The sequence below is a fragment of the Pseudomonas sp. R76 genome, assembly GCF_009834565.1.
Lineage (GTDB): Bacteria > Pseudomonadota > Gammaproteobacteria > Pseudomonadales > Pseudomonadaceae > Aquipseudomonas.
Window position 1 is genome coordinate 6757666 of the sequence record NZ_CP019428.1, and the last position, 17579, is coordinate 6775244.

At 57.5% G+C, this 17579-nt stretch carries 7 protein-coding genes and 1 pseudogene; 5 read left to right on the plus strand and 3 right to left on the minus strand.

The features are described 5' to 3' along the window. The first annotated feature begins 5 nt into the window (after nucleotides 1-5). The 3 genes and pseudogenes from PspR76_RS30695 to PspR76_RS30705 all read left to right on the plus strand — a co-directional run bounded on the left by PspR76_RS30695 (nucleotide 6) and on the right by PspR76_RS30705 (nucleotide 9734). Nucleotides 6-5813, plus strand: a complete 5808-nt coding sequence (locus tag PspR76_RS30695) for an alpha-2-macroglobulin (protein ID WP_159961221.1) — start codon at nucleotides 6-8, stop codon at nucleotides 5811-5813. Further along, nucleotides 5794-8091, plus strand: a complete 2298-nt coding sequence (gene pbpC / locus PspR76_RS30700) for a penicillin-binding protein 1C (RefSeq protein WP_159961222.1) — start codon at nucleotides 5794-5796, stop codon at nucleotides 8089-8091. The genes PspR76_RS30695 and pbpC overlap by 20 nt, the downstream gene beginning before the upstream one ends. A 583-nt stretch (nucleotides 8092-8674) precedes the next feature. After that, nucleotides 8675-9734: pseudogene (locus tag PspR76_RS30705) on the plus strand (IS3 family transposase). Between the two features lie 1168 nt (nucleotides 9735-10902). Here the strand turns inward: PspR76_RS30705 and PspR76_RS30710 are convergent. The 3 genes from PspR76_RS30710 to mtlD form a co-directional block, all read right to left on the minus strand. Then, on the minus strand, nucleotides 10903-11529 hold the full coding sequence (locus tag PspR76_RS30710) for a DUF6338 family protein (protein ID WP_046070192.1): 627 nt from the start codon (nucleotides 11527-11529) through the stop codon (nucleotides 10903-10905). 437 nt (nucleotides 11530-11966) lie between these two features. After that, complete coding sequence (locus tag PspR76_RS30715; RefSeq protein WP_159961223.1) at nucleotides 11967-12269, minus strand: hypothetical protein; 303 nt, start codon at nucleotides 12267-12269, stop codon at nucleotides 11967-11969. Between the two features lie 266 nt (nucleotides 12270-12535). Further along, a complete protein-coding gene (gene mtlD / locus PspR76_RS30720) occupies nucleotides 12536-14677 on the minus strand; it encodes a bifunctional mannitol-1-phosphate dehydrogenase/phosphatase (protein WP_159961224.1) in 2142 nt (713 codons plus the stop codon). Nucleotides 14678-15929: 1252 nt separating this feature from the next. On the opposite strand from mtlD, the gene PspR76_RS30725 reads away from it, so the two are divergent. After that, on the plus strand, nucleotides 15930-17126 hold the full coding sequence (locus PspR76_RS30725; RefSeq protein WP_237235707.1) for a DUF1254 domain-containing protein: 1197 nt from the start codon (nucleotides 15930-15932) through the stop codon (nucleotides 17124-17126). A 36-nt stretch (nucleotides 17127-17162) separates the two neighbouring features. After that, nucleotides 17163-17498 (plus strand): DUF6388 family protein, encoded by a 336-nt coding sequence (locus PspR76_RS30730; RefSeq protein WP_159961225.1) that lies wholly within the window; start codon nucleotides 17163-17165, stop codon nucleotides 17496-17498. Nucleotides 17499-17579: the final 81 nt, after the last annotated feature.

Below are 17579 nucleotides of genomic sequence, written 5' to 3' on the forward strand. Positions count from 1 at the left end.
TCACCATGTACGATTCGTTGAAAGCGATCAGTCGCCGTTTTCTAGGCCTGTTAACCACTGTGGTGAGTGCCCTGTTCGGCCAATGGCAACCGCCCTTCTGGCTGCGCGCCATCGGCAATGGCCTGGGGAACCTGGGCCGCAAGGCTCGCGCATACCCGCGACAGGCCGGTGCCGGGGTGCTGGGTCTGGTGTTGCTGGCTGCTGCGGGCTTCTATGGCTGGCACTGGTATTCAAACCTGCCGCAGCCGCACACCGTCGGTTATTCGCTGCACAAACCAAACCTGACGGATTACACCCAGCAACCGCCGGTTGTGGATAACTTGCAGGTACGTTTTGCCGAATCCGTGGCGCCGTTGGCGGCGATTGGCAAACCGGTGACCGAAGGCATCACCCTCAAACCCACCGTGTCAGGCGCCTGGCGCTGGTCCGATGACCGCACTTTATTATTTGTGCCGGAAAAAGACTGGCCGGTAGACGCCCACTACACGCTGGACCTGACGAAGAAAAATCTCCTGGCCGAGGGCGTACTGCTCAGCCAATACAGCAGCCAGTTTTCCACCCAACCGTTCCGCGCCACCCTGGCGCAAAACGAGCTGTATCAAGACCCGTCCAACCCGACGCTGAAGCAACTGGTCGCGACCTTCCATTTTTCCCACCCGGTGGATGAAGACAACCTACGCAAGCGCGTGTCCGTAACCCTCGGCAAAGGCCTGGCCTACCGCGACGCGCAGCTGCCCAACCGCCCGGAAATCACCTTCGACGACACCAAGCTCAACGCCTACGTGCGCTCGGCCGCCCTGGCCACGCCCCTGGAAAGCACGCCGGTCAGCGCCAAGCTCGATGAAGGCATCAAGGCCCGCGACGGCGGCAATGCCAGCACCGCACCGCTGGTGGCGGAAGTCACCGTGCCCGGTCGTTATCGCCTGACGTTCACCAGCGCCGAAGTCAGTTTTGTGGATAACGAGCGCGGTGAGCCGGAGCCCGTGCTGATGTTCAGCAGCTCCAGCGCCGTAGCCGATGACACCATCGCCGGTAAGGTCCAGGCCTGGCTGCTGCCGGAAAAAGCCCAAGACGACACCCGCCCCTACACCAGCAACGACATCGACGACGCGATGCTCGCCCGCAGCACCAAGGTCAACCTGACCCACGTGCCCAGCGTCGAGCCGCTGAACACCTTGCACGCCTTCAAGTTCAAGGCCCCGGCCGGCCGCGCGCTGTATGTGCGCGTGCCTGCGAACCTGGAAGCCATCGGCGGCTACCTGGCGAAAAACCCTACAGCCTCCTTGATCAGCATGCCGGCGTATCCGCGCACGCTGCAGTTCCTGTCTGACGGCGCACTGCTCAGCCTCAATGGCGAAAAACGCCTGGGCTTCATGGCCCGTGGTGTGCCCGGCGCCCACGTGGAAATCGCCCGCCTGCTGCCCAACCAGCTGCAACACCTGGTGGACCAGAGCAGCGGCAGCTTTGCGCGGCCAAACTTCGGCAATGAATACTTCGACCGCATGGTGGAGCGTCAGTCGCTGGATATTCCGCTGTCGTCCAATGACCCGGCAAAAACCGTGTACGACAACGTTGACCTGAGCCACTACCTCACCGCCAACGGCGGGCGTCGTGGCATTTTCGTGCTCAAGCTGAGCCCGCAGGATGACCCGGCCCCGCGTACGTTCGAATATGACCGCAGCAGCACCAGCGATTTGCGTTTTATCGTGGTCACCGACCTCGGCATCATCGCCAAGCGCTCCAGCGATGGCAGCCATGATGTGTACGTGCAATCCATCGGCAACGGTTCGCCGGTGGCCGATGCGCAAGTCGACATCATCGGCCGCAACGGGCTGCCGGTCAGCAGTGGCCGCACCGATGCCGAAGGCCACGCGCATTTCGCCAAGCTGGATGAACTGCGCCGTGAGAAAACGCCGCTGATGTATGTGGTCACTCGCGGTAACGACCAATCCTTCCTGCCAATTGCGCGTCAGTCGCAGCAGCTGGATTTGTCGCGCTTCGACGTAGGCGGTTTGGAAGAAGACGGCGCGATTGATCGCCTCAGCGCCTACCTGTTTACCGACCGTGGCCTGTATCGCCCGGGCGAAACCGCGCACTTGGGCATGATCGTGCGCAGCGGCAACTGGAAAGGCGCCTTGCAAGGCCTGCCGGTGGAGCTGCAAATCACCGACCCGCGTGGCCTGGAAGTGATTCGCCAGCCGCTGAAACTGTCCACCAGCGGTTTTGAAACCTTTGATTTCCCCAGCAGTGAAGTCGCCCCTGCGGGCGATTACACCGCGACCTTGCAGCTGATTGGCCAGAAAAACACCCGCACTGACCTCGGCAGTGTCAGCTTCAAGGTCCGCGACTTCGAGCCGGACCGCATGAAGGTCAGCCTGAGCCTGCATGACACGCCTGTGTTGGGCTGGATTCCACCGGACCAGGTGGTGGCCAAAGTTACCGCCATGCACTTGTTCGGCGCCCCGGCAGCCGGGCGGCGCGTTACCGCCAAAATGTCCCTGAGCCCAACGCTCGCGGCCTTCGACCGTTACCCGGATTACCGCTTCCGCCTCAACGACTCATTGGAAGACGCCAGCACCGAAGACCTCGCCGAAACCACCGTCGACGACAACGGCCAGGCCGTGCTCGACCTCAACCTGCAACGCTTCGCCAACAGCACCTATCGCCTGCAAGTGATGACCCAGGTGTTCGAGGCCGAAGGTGGTCGTAACGTGGCGGCGCAAAGTGCGCTGCTGGTGTCGTCCGCGCCCTATCTGGTCGGTGTGAAAAGTCAGGATTCGCTGTCGTACGTCGCCAAGGACGCCCCGCGCCAGGTGCAATGGCTGGCCGTCGCGCCGGACCTGACGCCACTGGCGGTGGATGGCCTTACCAGTGAAGTGGTCGAGCACCGGTATGTGTCGGTGCTGGTGAAACAGTCCAACGGCACCTACAAGTACGAGTCGCGCATCAAGAACATCAGCCAGCCGGCCGCGCCGCTGACGATGACCAAAGAGGGCGCCAAGCAGACCCTGAACACCGGCACGCCGGGCGATTACACCCTGCAACTCAAAGACGCCAACGGCAACCTGCTCAACCAGATCGACTACAGCGTGGCCGGGCGTGGCAACACCTCGCGCTCTCTGGAGCGTAATGCCGAGCTGCAACTGCGCCTGGATAAACGCAGCTATGCCACGGGTGACGAGATTGCGATCAGCATTCGCGCGCCGTACACCGGCGCCGGCTTGATCACCATCGAACGTGACAAGGTTTACACCCAGCAATGGTTCAAGGCCGACAGCACCAACAGCGTGCAACATATCCGCGTGCCTGCAGGGCTTGAGGGCAATGCCTACGTCAACGTGCAGTTTGTGCGCGACATGGGCTCGTCCGAGGTTTATATGAGCCCGCTGTCCTACGGCGTGGTGCCGTTCAGCATCAACCTGGATGCGCGGCGCATGGCGCTGAAGGTGGAAGGCCCGGCGAAGATCGAACCGGGGCAAACCCTGGACATCAAGGTCACCGCCGACCGCCCAGGCCGCGCGGTGGTCTACGCGGTGGACGAAGGCATTCTGCAAGTGGCGCGTTACCAGGCGCCGGACCCGTTGGGCTTCTTTTTCCAGAAGCGCGCATTGGAAGTCGGCACCAGTCAGATTCTTGACCTGATCCTGCCGGAATTCAGCCGCCTGCTCAGTGGGGCAGCGCCCGGTGGCGATACGGAAGGCGCCCTGGCCAACCACCTCAACCCGTTCAAGCGTAAACATCAGCCGCCCGTGGCATGGTGGTCTGGCTTGGTGGATTTGCCGGCCGGTGAAACCGTACTGCATTACCAGGTGCCGGACAGCTTCAACGGCAAACTGCACCTGTTTGCGGTGGCGGTGGATGCCGACAGCGTCGGTGTGAGCGAGGCCAACACCGACGTGCGTGGGCCGATTGTGATCACGCCGAACGTGCCGGCCTTTGTCGCGCCGGGGGATGTGTTCAATGTGAGCGCCGGGGTGTTCAGCAACCTCGATGCGGCGGCGGACGTGAAGTTTGAGCTGCAAACCAGCGACGGTCTTAACGTGCAAGGCGACAAAGGCAGCACCTTGTCACTGCAACCGCGCAAAGAAGGCACCGCCGAATTCAAGATCAAGGTCGGCGAAACCCTCGGCTCGGCGGACCTGCGCTTTATCGCCGTGCTGCCGGACGGCAAGCGTATTCAGGTGGCGGAAACCACCTCGATCCGCCCATTGAGTGAGCACCGTGTGGCCTTGAGCCTGGGCCGTTTCGACAGCGCCAGCAAAGAGCTCAAGCCGACCCGCGAGCTGTTCAGCCAATTGCGCGACGTGCAGTTGGGCGTGGCGGCCTCGCCGCTGGTATGGGCCAACGGCCTCAAGCATTACCTGGATGACTACGGCTATGCGTGCACCGAGCAATTGGTGTCCAAGGCCATGCCCGCGTTGATCTGGGGCGGCACTGCACCCGAAGCCGAGCAAGCCTTCAGCAGCGCGGTGCGCATGTTGCGCCAGCGTCAGAACCAGGCCGGTGGTTTCGGTTTGTGGGCCGCCAACCCGGATGTGGCGCCGTACGCCAGCCTGTACGCCACCGACTTCCTGATCGAAGCCAAGGAACGCGGGCTGCCGGTGCCGGAAGATGTGCTGGTGCGCGCCAATGCGTATCTGACAGACCTGGCCAACGGCCCGAGCGAAGGCCTGTCGGAATTGCGCAACCGTGCCTACGCCAGTTACCTGCTGAGCCGTCAGGGGATTCTGGTAAGTGGCGCCTTGAGCGACATTCGCGAGCGCTACGAAAGCTACTTCAAAGACACCTGGCAGAACGACCTGGGCGCTGCTTACCTGGCCGCCAGCTACAAGCTGCTCAAGCAGGACCGCCAGGCCGACACGCTGTTCCGCAAAATCCCGTGGCGCTCCCTTGTGGATAAGTGGGACAGCGACGGCCTGTATTACGACCCGCTGGTGCACGACGCCGAACACTTGCACCTGCTGGCGCGCCACTTCCCCGAGTTGCTGGACGATGTGCCGACCGCCTTGCTGGATAAGCTCGGCAAGCGTCTTAACGAGCAACGCTACAACTCGCTGTCGGCCGCGCTGCTGCTGCGCGCCCTGGACAACTATGGTCAGCGCGCACAAAGCGACATGACCCTCAAGGCCACCGCGTGGCTGGGCGACAAGCAGCAGCAATTGCTGGAGATGGCCGGTCAGCCGCCACGCGCCGCCGTGCCGGGCACTACGCAAAAGCTGGTGCTGGAAAAAACCGACGGCCCGGCCGCGTTCTACATGCTCAGCGAAGCCGGTTTCGACAAGGGCGCCAAGCTCAAGCCGATCAACAATGGCCTGGAAATCATCCACGAATACCTCGACCTCAAAGGCGAGCCGGTGAGCAAAGTGGCGGTGGGCGATGAGTTCCTGGTGCGCCTGCGTCTGCGCGCCACCGACCGCGACCAAGTGCAGCAAGTGGCCGTGGTCGACCTGCTGCCCGGTGGCGTCGAGCCTGTGTATAACTTGCCGCCGGAGACGGAAGCCGCCAGCGCCGATGAAAGTGAAGGCGACGATTCGGAGTATGTGGAAACCGCCGACGGGGATGAAGCGGATGCCTGGCAGGCGCCGATCGGCGAGACCGAGCTGAGTAACTGGCAGCCGGACTACGTGGATGTGCGTGATGATAGCGTGGTGTTGTACGGCACCGCATTGCGCGATGTAGGCACTTTTGTCTACCGCGTGCGCGCCACCAACGCCGGCACCTTCAACACGCCGCCGGCCTACGCCGAAGGTATGTACGAAACCACCCTGCAAGGGCGCGGCAAAGTAGGCCAGCTTGAAATTACCAAGCCTTAAACGCCTGACGCCGCTGCTGGCAGCGGCGGTGGTGTTGGCGGGGCTGCGGCTGTGGCCGCATGCCCCGCTGGAACAGGCCGTGACCTCGTCGCGGGTGGTGTTGGCCGACGACGGCGCGCTGCTGCGCATGACCCTGGCGGATGACGGCCAATACCGTTTATGGCTGCCGCTAGCGCGCATGTCGCCATCACTGGTCGAAGCCTTGCTGCTCAAGGAAGACCGCAATTTCTACTGGCACCCGGGGATCAATCCCCCGGCGCTGCTGCGCGCGGCCATGGCCACCTACAGCGGCGGCCAGCGCCAGGGCGGCTCGACCTTGAGCATGCAACTGGCGCGGCGCTTGTGGAATTTGAACACTCGCCAGGTGCCAGGCAAGTTGCAGCAGATGGCCTTGGCGCTGTGGCTGGAAGCGCGTTACAGCAAGCACGACATCCTTGAGGCCTACCTGAACCTGGCGCCCATGGGCGGCAATATCGAAGGCGCCGAGGCGGCCAGCCGCATTTACTTTGGCAAGTCGGCGGCGCAGTTGTCGTTGTCTGAAGCGCTGGCGCTGGCGGTGATTCCCCAGCAGCCGGGGCGACGCGCTCGCTTCGGGCCATCGCTGCAAAATGCACGGCTGCGCTTGATGGCCGACTGGCGCGAGACTTATCCACAGGACCCGCGAAACGACAGTTTGCTCGACTTGCCACTGGAAGCGCGCAACCGCCAGCAGATCCCCTTTTTGGCGCCGCACTTGAGTGAACAACTGCTGGCGTCCCAGCCCAGCAACGAGTTGAACAGCACGCTCAACCTGCCCTTGCAGCAATTGCTCGAACGCCTGATTACCGGCTTTATCGCCGAGCGGCGCAGCACGGGTGTGGAAAACGCCACGGCGATCCTGATCGACAGCCGCGACCAGAGCGTCAAGGCGTTGGTGGGCTCGGCGGATTACTTATCCACAAGCATTCACGGGCAGGTCAACGGCGTAACGGCGCGGCGCTCGCCGGGGTCGACTCTCAAGCCGTTTCTGTATGGTCTGGCGCTGGATCAGGGTGTGATCCACCCGATGAGCATCCTCAAGGATTTGCCGAGTAACTTCGGCTACTTCCAACCGGAAAATTTCGACGGCAGTTTTATCGGGCCACTGACGGCGCGGGATGCCTTGATCCTTAGTCGCAACATCCCGGCGGTGTGGCTGGCCAGCCAGGTGAAGTCGCCGTCGCTGTACGGATTGCTGCAACGCGCCGGCATCCAGGGCTTGCGCGGCGAGAGCCATTACGGCCTGGCCTTGGCGCTGGGCGGTGGCGAGATGACGCCCGAAGAACTGGCGCGGCTGTATGTGATGCTGGCCGGCGATGGGCATCTGCGACCGTTACGGTATTTGCAGGAACAGCCGCAAACCACCGGCCCGCAACTGCTCACGCCGCAAGCCACGTTTATGGTGCGCGATATGCTGCGCCGCAACCCACGGCCGGATGGCTTGCCGGGCCGCCATTGGCGCACCGCGTGGAAAACCGGCACCTCGTGGGGGTTTCACGATGCGTGGAGCGCCGGTCTGGTCGGGCCGTACGTGTTGGTGGTGTGGGTAGGCAACTTCGATGGCCGACCCAACCCTGCGTTTATCGGCGCCAAGACCGCCGCACCGCTGTTCTTTCGCATCGCCGACGCCCTGCCGCTGGCGCTGCCCACTGTGGTGATAAAACCGGACAAGCCGCCCGCCGGGCTGGTGCGCATCGACGTGTGCGCCGCTTCCGGCGAGTTGCCCAACCGCTGGTGCCCGCAAACTCGCAAGACCTGGTACGTGCCCGGTGTGTCGCCGATTCGTGTGTCCAACCTGCACCGCCCGGTGCTGATCGACACCCGCACCGGCAAGGCCGCGTGCCCGCCGTTTGACCCGCAATACACCCGTGAGGAAGTGTTCGAGTTCTGGCCCAGTGATGTGCAGCGCCTTTATCGTGCAGCTGGCCTGCCCCGGCGCACGCCGCCCAACGTGATGAAAAACTGCCAGCCCAACCGCATCAGCGACCAGAGCGAGGCACCGCAGATTCGCTCGCCGTTGACCCAGGTAAGCTATCAATTGCGCCTGTCGCAGCCGCAGGAAAGTATCCCGCTGAATGCCAACGCGGCCAGCGATGCGGCGACGCTGTATTGGTTCGCCGACCAGACCTTGATCGGCCAAGGCCCGCCGCAAACCACACTGAATTGGCGACCGGGCAAGTCGGGGGAATACTGGTTGCGGGTCAGTGATGATCAGGGCCGCAGTGCGAGCCGGGGGTTGAAGGTGGAGTTTGTGCCTTAGGAAGATGAGTCCTCAGGATGTTTGCCTGCTTCTGCTAGAAATCCTCATACCTTACTCATTTGAACGAAAGATAATCTTTGCGCATTCAATAGGCCTGAATATCGTGCGAATAATGCGAACGTTCACTATCATGATGGCCTGGAGCCATTAAGGCGATCAGTAACCACAGCAAATTAGGAATGCGATGACCAACTCCACACCACTCACTACGACCATGACCTACATCAAATGGGCGCTTCTAATCGTCGCAGCAGCGTCCAGCGCTGTAGCTCTGTATCTGCATTTCCATGGAGGTCCCTTGTTTGCACTAGCCTACTGCTTGGTCTGGGGCAGCTTGTGTCTGATCGTTGCAGGCCTAATCTTCAAATCCGACAAAAGCCAAGCCGCTATTGCTACGGCTAGCATCGCATTGGTTCTGATCGGATTCTGGCAATTCCCGCCATGGGCACTGATTTAAAACAGCAAAAATCAAAGTCTGTGTATCCGGCAGATTAAAAAAGGGGCGCATTTGCGCCCCTTTTCTATCTGTATGTTCCGTCCTGAATAAGGTTTACACCTTCTGACCCATTCTCAGGAGGGAGTAATGAATACGGGAGAAAGGCGCAGTCAGCGTGATTACACGCTGACCTTTAAATTGTCGGTCGTCGACCAGGTCGAAAAAGGCGAGTTGAGTTATAAAGAGACTCAAGAGCGCTATGGCATTCAGGGTAAAACGACCGTACTGAATTGGTTACGCAGGCATGGTCGGCAGGACTGGAGTCAAGGCGCGTCCATTCGCTGCAAGAGACCCCGATCCATGGATGAGCCCGATAAACCGCTGACACCCGAACAGCGAATCAAAGAGCTTGAAGAAAAGCTTGCCCAAGCCAACCAGAAAGCTCAGTTTTTCGAAGCCGTCGTTGATGTTTTGAAGAACGACTTCGGTGTTTCTGTCGTAAAAAAGCGATCCGGCAAGTCCTCTCCCAGGGGCAGATCCAAGACCTGAGCATTAGTCGGGCTTGCCAGTTCATGGGGATTTCCCGTCAGGCTTATTACAAGCGCAACCGGGCGTGTGATGCCCGGGCCCGTCATGCCCAGGAAGTGATGAGGTTCGTGAGGGAAAAGCGACTTCGGCAACCGCGCATTGGCACCCGAAAACTTCACAATCTAATGCGCACTGAGCCAGAAGTGTCCGTAAAGGTTGGTCGAGACCGTTTATTCGATATCTTGCGAGATCGGCGCGAACTGGTTCCCCGCAGACGGGCCTATCACAAAACAACAGACAGCCATCATCGCTTTCGCCGTCATCCAAACCTGCTCAAAGATGGGCCGATTCAGGTAGTCGCCAAGGCGCCAGAGCAAGTATGGGTTGCGGACATCACCTACTTACCAACGCAAACGGGTGTGGCTTATCTGAGTTTGATCAGCGGCTGCATGCCAAATACGGCATCACCTGCTCAATGACCGATGGCTACGACTGCTACCAAAATGCATTGGCTGAACGTGTGAATGGGATTTTGAAAAACGAGTTATTGCTGCATCGCCCCAAAGATTTTGCAGAGGCCATCCGGATGGTGGACGAGTCGGTGCAGATCTATAACAACGAGCGGCCTCATCTGTCGCTGAAATACAAAACGCCCGATGCGGTGCATCGGGCGTTTTAAGGCTAAAACAGGTGTAAACCTATTTCAGGACTAGACTGATCCTACGGAATAAAGTCTGTCGGATCGAGCCCAGCAATTACTGGGATTAGCCGACGGGCTAATCAGAAATAAAGTCTGTCGCATCCCGCATTTTTTGAGGCCTTACCGTGTGACCTACTAAATAAAGTCTGTCGGAATTACGCAACCACATGATTTTAATGAATTTTAACGACATAAGTTGACTACTGACGCTTGTAACTCACGCACAGTGAGAATGATGATCGAGACGTGCTCGGGGCCTGACCTGCCAGACCCCGGGACCACCCGGTCCACAACCAATGCAGATTTTGCCGTTCCGTCGACGCTATTATCCGCGCATCCACGTCGATCAGTTCTCCCGCGGCCCTTCACTCGGAGCAAAGCAGCCGGCCGGCCGAACCAGATGAGCATCTTTAGACGAAGCCAGTCTCAGCCGTGCATAGTTCCGCAAACTTCCAACTCCGCAGCCTCCAGCACAGCGCGTGGATCTTCTGTTAAAACACTTTTCGGCTGACGACCTCCCAGGCAGCCGTCACTCGACCCAAACCAAAATGCCATACCCCAACCGTCCTTCTGAGAACCAAGGACCGACCGCAGATCATCGTGAACGGTAATCTGCGGATAAAAGGTACTGCCCGCTGCCAGTACCACTCTGGATCCTGGGAAACTCTCATAACCACAACATCAGCAAGTCGAGAAAGCTTTACGGTTGCTTCGGAGGGGGCGCGACAGGCTTGGCCACTGCTTGCGAAGTCGGTCTTTGGGGAACATAGCCGTTAGTTTGCAAACCATCCTGCACGGGAGCTGGCTTACCATTTTCATTTTTGTCAGTCATTTCCTATACCTTCCTCAAGGATTTTTTGGTGGAGGAGCTACCGATTTACTTTCGCTGGTTGGTTTTGGAGAGTATCCATCCCTAAACTCTTGCCGTCCGCCATCACCTGATCCGCTTGTACCGCCGTTCTTTTGCTTGTCTGACATTAATAGTCGCTCCGCTGTCTAAAGATTATCTGGAATTTACTCAACAAACCTTTATGGATTTTTAGGTGGTGGTGCTGGCGCACGCTCGCTTGTTGGAATAGGCATATAACCGTTACTTACGCGACCTGTATCGCGCTTTTTGGAAGGAGGGGCAACTCTTTCAGATGAGTCATTTTTCTTGTTCGACATTTTCATTTTCCTCAGCGTCTTTGAGGTTGAAGAGCTCAAGTGTAGCTATTTCTTTGGCAAGTATGATGATACCGGCGGAGTCATTTCTCTTTCGTTCGAATCCCCCTCCCTCGCTCAAAACCCATGCCTCTTCGAGGTATATCTGCTCCGGTGCCGGACTGCTCGAAGCAAAAGACTTTGTGTCGAAGCGGCCCGCGATTTGACGTCCGTCAACCAAGGTCACTATCACCCAATAGCGACCTCGCTGGCTGAACACAAAATCCCAAGGTTTTCCCGTGGGGTGCGCAAGCGATCGTTGCAGCAGCTGGGTTTTGCGAAGCCATAGAAAGGCCCATGCCCAAGCAATCGGAGCAACCAGCACTACAAGGATGTAAAACAACACATAAAGCGTTGGATAGGATGCTCTGAGGTTGAAGTTCTCTACTGCGTAAATCGGCCCCAATAGCAGCGCGTAGTTGATGGAGCTATAGGCGACGGCGTCTATTAACTGTTGCGCTGAGTCTTTGACTTGCGTCGGCTGAAGAAGCGCGTACATCTTCAGGCTGATGAATCCGGGAACGACGAAAGCGATGAAATAGAAAAGCTTGTTGGCTGCCCAAATATCCATATCAGTCCTTTTTAATTGGGTTCTGTTGTCGTCGTCAGAAGTCGGTCAATGCAAGCTGAGCAGATATTGCCCTATCAGCGTCCCTGCTAGCATGATTAGGTCTGATAAAAACTCATTTCGCAGGCCTTGCGCTGTTGGCGCTGATACGATTTTGACCCAGGCTGCTGAATTTGACTGACCCAAACATACCCTTTTAAATCCCGCGCGAGGTCTTCGTTTTCTGAGTTTTCGGGTGGGTCAACGAAGTCCGGCAGACTGGGTCAAAATCGTATCAGCGCCAACACATACAGCTCAGCACCGCAAGCACAGGTGACCAGACTCGGTAGCGCCAGTGCCGCAAAGCGCAGGATGACCAGGCCGTATACCCCCTCCAGTCGGCTAAAAGGGTCACTCTTGCGACATCCACCAGCGGTGTAATAGATGTATCCGTCAAGCTGTCACACATCACGCTCATGTCCAACGCAATGAATGCATCCCGGGCTTGGCGAAACGCATGGTGCTGGTAATTTTCGCCCGGCGAGTTCCAGCTGAAAATTAATCTCGGCGTCAACCCAACTCGCTAACTCGGCCGCCGCGGAATGAAACGCGCGCTCCAGCTCTTTCATATCCGGCGCGTCGTCTGATGCATCCAGCCAAGCCTTTCTGGCAATGCGGTAATCCTCCAAGACCGACAGGATATCCTCACTAAGTCTGATAGCCGCCGGAAACGATAGGATATGAGGGGGGTCTGCCTTTTTCATGGTGGTTTTTCCTACATCTCGTTGCATATATCTATATTCCGGATCGCTGGTTTTGCCGGTACAAAGAGCACGTCGAACAGGAAAGAGAGAAGGTGCCGGCGACTGCCTTGCGAAAGCAGTTCGTCCTCGCCGGCGCCAAACGCGCCCGAGAGTTGCGGGCATGAATCTGGCCAGATGGTTATGTTGAACAGACAAAGCGCTGTAGCGGTTCAGGAACGTCTGGGTAAAACGCGTAAGACTCCCCTGCGTAGTTACGACATGGACGGCTACGATCCAACCTGAAGTGGCCAATCCCAGTGAGCCGAGATAGGTTCCACAAGCTGCCGAAAATGCCCCGAAATCGCCTCTATCAGAGTCGCATCAGTAAGCGGATCTAACCCAGGATAGGGCTTACCGTTGTAGTTCCCCGTATAAGTCAGTACGTTCTCAACACTGCCAGTGTCATCGTAAAGCTTCCTTATCTGAAAGCACTCCTGTTCTTTGCTGTCGGTCGAACGCAGTGCGTAATGGATGGCCAATGCAGCGCCGAACTCCAGAGCAGGGGTATCAATGCCGTGTTTTCTGGCGAGTTCGATGCTGCTCAGAATGCGCTCGTTGCGTTGTAACTTGCGCAGAGGGTCGCGCGCTACACGGGCGCAAGGGTCCTTGAAGGAGGTTTTGCAGCGCTCCAAGAAGGTTTGAGCAAAACCGGCGACGGCCTCGTTCATCTGTGCATTGTCTGCCAGCAAAGCAGGGGCCACCTCCTGACGGATCAAGCGCTCCGCCAAAGCGTCGACACGCGGGTCGCCCATGCCCTGGCCCACCCAGTCGTACCCCAGTAAGCTGGCATACCAGGCAATAATCGCGTGAGGGCCGTTCCATAGGCGGTTCTTGATGACCTGGATTTGCGCGATATCGTCGACGGTCTTCACCTGGCGCAGCCGCTCCAGCAGACCGCTGCCGCGCTCCACGTACAGGGGCATGTCCGGCTCGCTGTTGAACAGAATCAAATGCATCTGGTTGAGTGCGCAACTGGACTGGGTGAACGGGCGAAATCGACCAATCAACCGTTCGTATTCAGGCAACGGAGTGGCAGGTTTGGGTGCCGCGATTTGCTCGTCGTCCATGCTGTTTTGGAACATTTGCGACTTTATCCGCAGTTGTCTCAGCAAGGCATCATTGCTGATCTTGTTGACGATGCGGCTGACCACGGTTTCGGCAAAGTGGGTCTTGTTCAAGATCTGCTGGCAGATATCTACCGAGCACAACAGCGCCAACTCCGCTTCGACGTGCCGGCGAACGAAGGCGGCGCCACCTACCTTGTTCAACACAATCAAGATCGTGAGTTCGCGGCCGCGGTGCTCAAAGCGTCGTAACAGCCCCTTGGCGATTACCCCTGCCTGTTTGCGGATGGCTTGCTCGGGCAAGCTAAGTCCAACGATCTCTGCGACGTCATACATATCTATCACCGCTTCGGCGTCATCCATGTCGATCATTCGCATGTTTTCGATGGTCTGATCGAAGGATGTCGCGCCGTAACGCACGCTGTACCGGCCAAACGCCGCGACAGTCTCACGCAGCATGCGCGACCGGGTAGCTGCGATAATTTCACTAGGCCGGGTGTAGCCGTCCCAGTGGGAGAAGACTTGCGTTAGGTATCCACCACCGATGGCCCCAAAGCCATGAATACCCACGCGGAATTGGTTCAGCGCCTGGGGAAAAGGCTCGCTCAATTCTGGTGTGCCCAAGTGGGGGATGCACTCGCTTAAGTCTGCGAGAAACTCGTGCATGCTGTGGTACGCCTTGAGCGCTCCGGCCTTGACCTCGGTGGCGGGCGGCTTGATGTCTTCAATCAGGATCGGCTGCCCTTCCGCACGGATTGCCGACAGCAAACCGTTTTCAGAGTCTTCGACCATGAAGCAACTGCCAGGCGCGCAATTGAGGGCGCCGGCCGCGCGCAAGAATATCTCGGGGTGAGGCTTGCCCTGGCTGACTTCGTCGCCACACACAGTAATGTCGAAGTACTTGAGCACGTTGGCATTGATCAGGTATTCCTCGGCAATGGCTCGGCGGCTTGAAGTAGCGACCGCCATGGTCAGGCCGCATTTGCGTAACCGCTCCAGCACCTCCAGCAAACCCGCCTTGATGGGTACGCCGTGATGACGCACGTACTCCAGTTCAAGTTCATCAGCCCGCTGGCGGATCTGCGCGTAGGGGAAATCTTCACCGTTGTGCGCCTTCGCGAGCGCTTCGGCCTTCTTCGCGCTCAAGCCCAGTGAGCCGATCAAGGTTTCCTCGCTGAGCGGCTTGCCGAAAAGCTCGTTGGAAGCCTGTTTGAGGGTTCTGAAGCGCAACCGCTCTGTATCAAACATGGTGCCATCCATATCGAAGATGGCGCTGAGTATTCTCTTCCCCTGGAAAAAAATCATTGGCTGATGCTCCTTGTAACGTGGGATCGCTCACCGCCAGTCAACCTCGTGCAAGAGGCACTGCGGCAGCACTCTGTCGTGACCCGAAGTTGATGCCGTTTGAGCCTGGATGCCGACCGGTCTGTATTTCACTCAGGTAGTGACGAATTCGGATAGAAAAAGCAGGCGAGTAGAACTCACCGCGACGAAGCGGAAAGTGACGGCGCAGGTTCAGTGACTAAACGATTAGAAAGCTAGGCGGAGGGACGTAAAGATGGCGCCGATAGGCGCAACTGCCAGAGAAACAAGTTGGCAAGCCGTGTGAAGCGGAGAGTGTGGAGCGGTGCGTAACGAACCCTGTGGCTACATTTATGTAGCGTTTAACGTGAGGCCCACAGTGCGCAAACAGGGATGCGTGCAATGGGCCAGAATGGCGATTGATGCGTGTGATTCCATGCATAGGGCTGGATAACTTCCTACGAAGTGGCTCGTCGTTTTTTAGCAATAGCATGTACGGGATGCCCAAATCAAGGGTGACGGGTGCACAGTCCGGACTTCAATTGAACCCGAGCAGTGGACGGACATGGCCATCCTTTTTTTGAAAAATCCGCAGTATTAAAGCGCTCCGACGGGATCGGCTCAAAGCGCTTTTGGTCGGTTCAAGTGAGGTTTTAATATTTTTTAACAATTAATTTTTGTCTTTTTTGAAACTCCTAAGCCCCGGAAGGCATGGCCTAGAGCCATGACCACGGGACAGATTGTCGCACTCAACGAGAGGTAAGGCGGTTGCGCTGAAACGTTTCAGGTGCGATAAAAAAAAGGGATGAGATACGAAAGCCAATAAAAATCCTAAATTTCCGACTGCGAGCCGACAACTTCGCCGAGCCCCTATTCACAACTTTCAGTCCGCTCCTCCTACTGGAAACCCTGCCGTTCAACCTCATAGAGGCAATTTCATTCGGTATCGCCAACGCCGAGCTGTAACAAGGACCGGACCATTGAGAAATCAATCCACTCCGAACGGTGACATCGCCCGACCCGGCGAGAAAACCAGTATCCCCTACCCGGGGTCTTTCGTCGGCCTGACTGAAGTGATCAGTGCCGTGCAAACCGCCCTGTCTGCGCTGAGAGCGCTGATGAAAATGTCTCTGCTCAATCCAGCGCCGGATGATAAGTCGCCCTCGAACAAATCCAAGCGCAAGAACAGGGTATGCGCGCATCGGCCCGACCGCGGGGCAAGCGCCACGCGAACAGAGTAAGGATCGGGGGACCCATGTCTAAATTTACGTGCGCTCAGGTTTTACTCTCGGCAGCAACATTCACTGCTGCATTTTGCGTTCCGGCCGACACGGCCATCCACAGTCACGAACCGCTTAATTTGGCACCCAATACCTTCCCTCAGGACTATTGCACAGCCAAGCTCAGTCAATACGACACCCATATACACACCAACAGCGTTCTACCGCTGCGGGCCGCTTTTCCGATTTATGGCAATCCCGGCGCTCACATCGCTAATAACTCTGGCATTGGCGAGCAGGGCTTTTCCGACATTTTCCCAATGCCAGGTGAATGGAAGCAGCTAGACATCGGTCCACCAATCACTTCGTCCACTGCAGAACAGGATGAAGAATTATCTGCTCCCAATTCCATCGACCAGATTTTCGCCGAGTCTGACTTCCAACAGGCGATCCAGAGCTACCTGTGGGCGCTGCCATTGGTGTTCTACACCCAGTTGCAGGATGAAATCGGCAACAAACTGGATACCCACAGCGGTGATCTGATGATGCTAAGCGGCGACGAAAATACGCTTGGCGCCCAAGTCGAAAACCCTGCGACGGCTTACATTCTAGCGTTCGTAGACCTCAATGAAACAGGTCCACTGGTGATCGAGCTCCCCCCCGATCCAACGGCTGTGGGTGGCGTCGGCGACTTCTGGCAGCGAGTTATCATCGACATGGGGCAAGTCAGTCGGGAGCAAGAGAAGGGTGGCAAATTTCTGGTAGTACCTTCAGGAGTAGAACCTCCCGCTGATGTCGGAAAGTTTGAATTGGCTAGATCGGAAACCACGAACGTGCTGTTGAGCCTTCGCGTACCCAACCCAGTCAAGGGTAAAGCGCTGATCAAAAAAATGAAGATCTATCCCTATGCCGAACAAGACAAACCGGGCAAGAACAAACTGCTGTCCGCCAGCAGCAGTATCTGGTCTGCCGCGCACCCTCGAGGTATGGCCTATTGGGAACATTTGCACCAGATTATCCAGACGAATCCAGTCAACGAATGTGATCGTTTCGATATGGCCATGCTTGCCGCCCTGGGCGTAGAAAAGGGTAAGCCCTTCAACCCAACCGACGAGCAGCGCAAGGCACTGGAGCAAGGCGCGCAAATCGGCGAAATGATCGCCACGCGCTCCCTATTGGTTGGATCTCCATCCAGATCTTCGAAATCGTCAACGCAGGTAATTCGACCATGAAGAGTCCAATGGGACGCGACAATCGGAAGAGCCCCCATGCCACAAAATAAATCCGAGCACGAACTCTTCCTCCTCCTCACTGCCAAGCTAACTCTAAATGACAGTGGCTCTGTTTTTAGTTCGAATGAAGAGCAGATTGAACAGGAATTAGACGATGAAGCTGAGCGACGTGGAATTGCCCAATGGGAGTTGATATTGCAGCTAAGCACCACTTCTGAAGAACAACTACAGAGCCAACTGCATGCAGCCCATCAAGAAATAGCTGAAATGGTCGAGATGAGTTGGGAGGATTACTGTCGACTACACAACCTATCTGAGACGATAGAACAGCATCGTACAAGTGTGCAGGCATTCCCATCGTTCAAGAAATGAACAGATCACTGAGCATGAACTCCTCATTGAAGTGACATCTTTGAATTCATTTGAAAATTAGTTCGGCTACCGCCTCTTAGG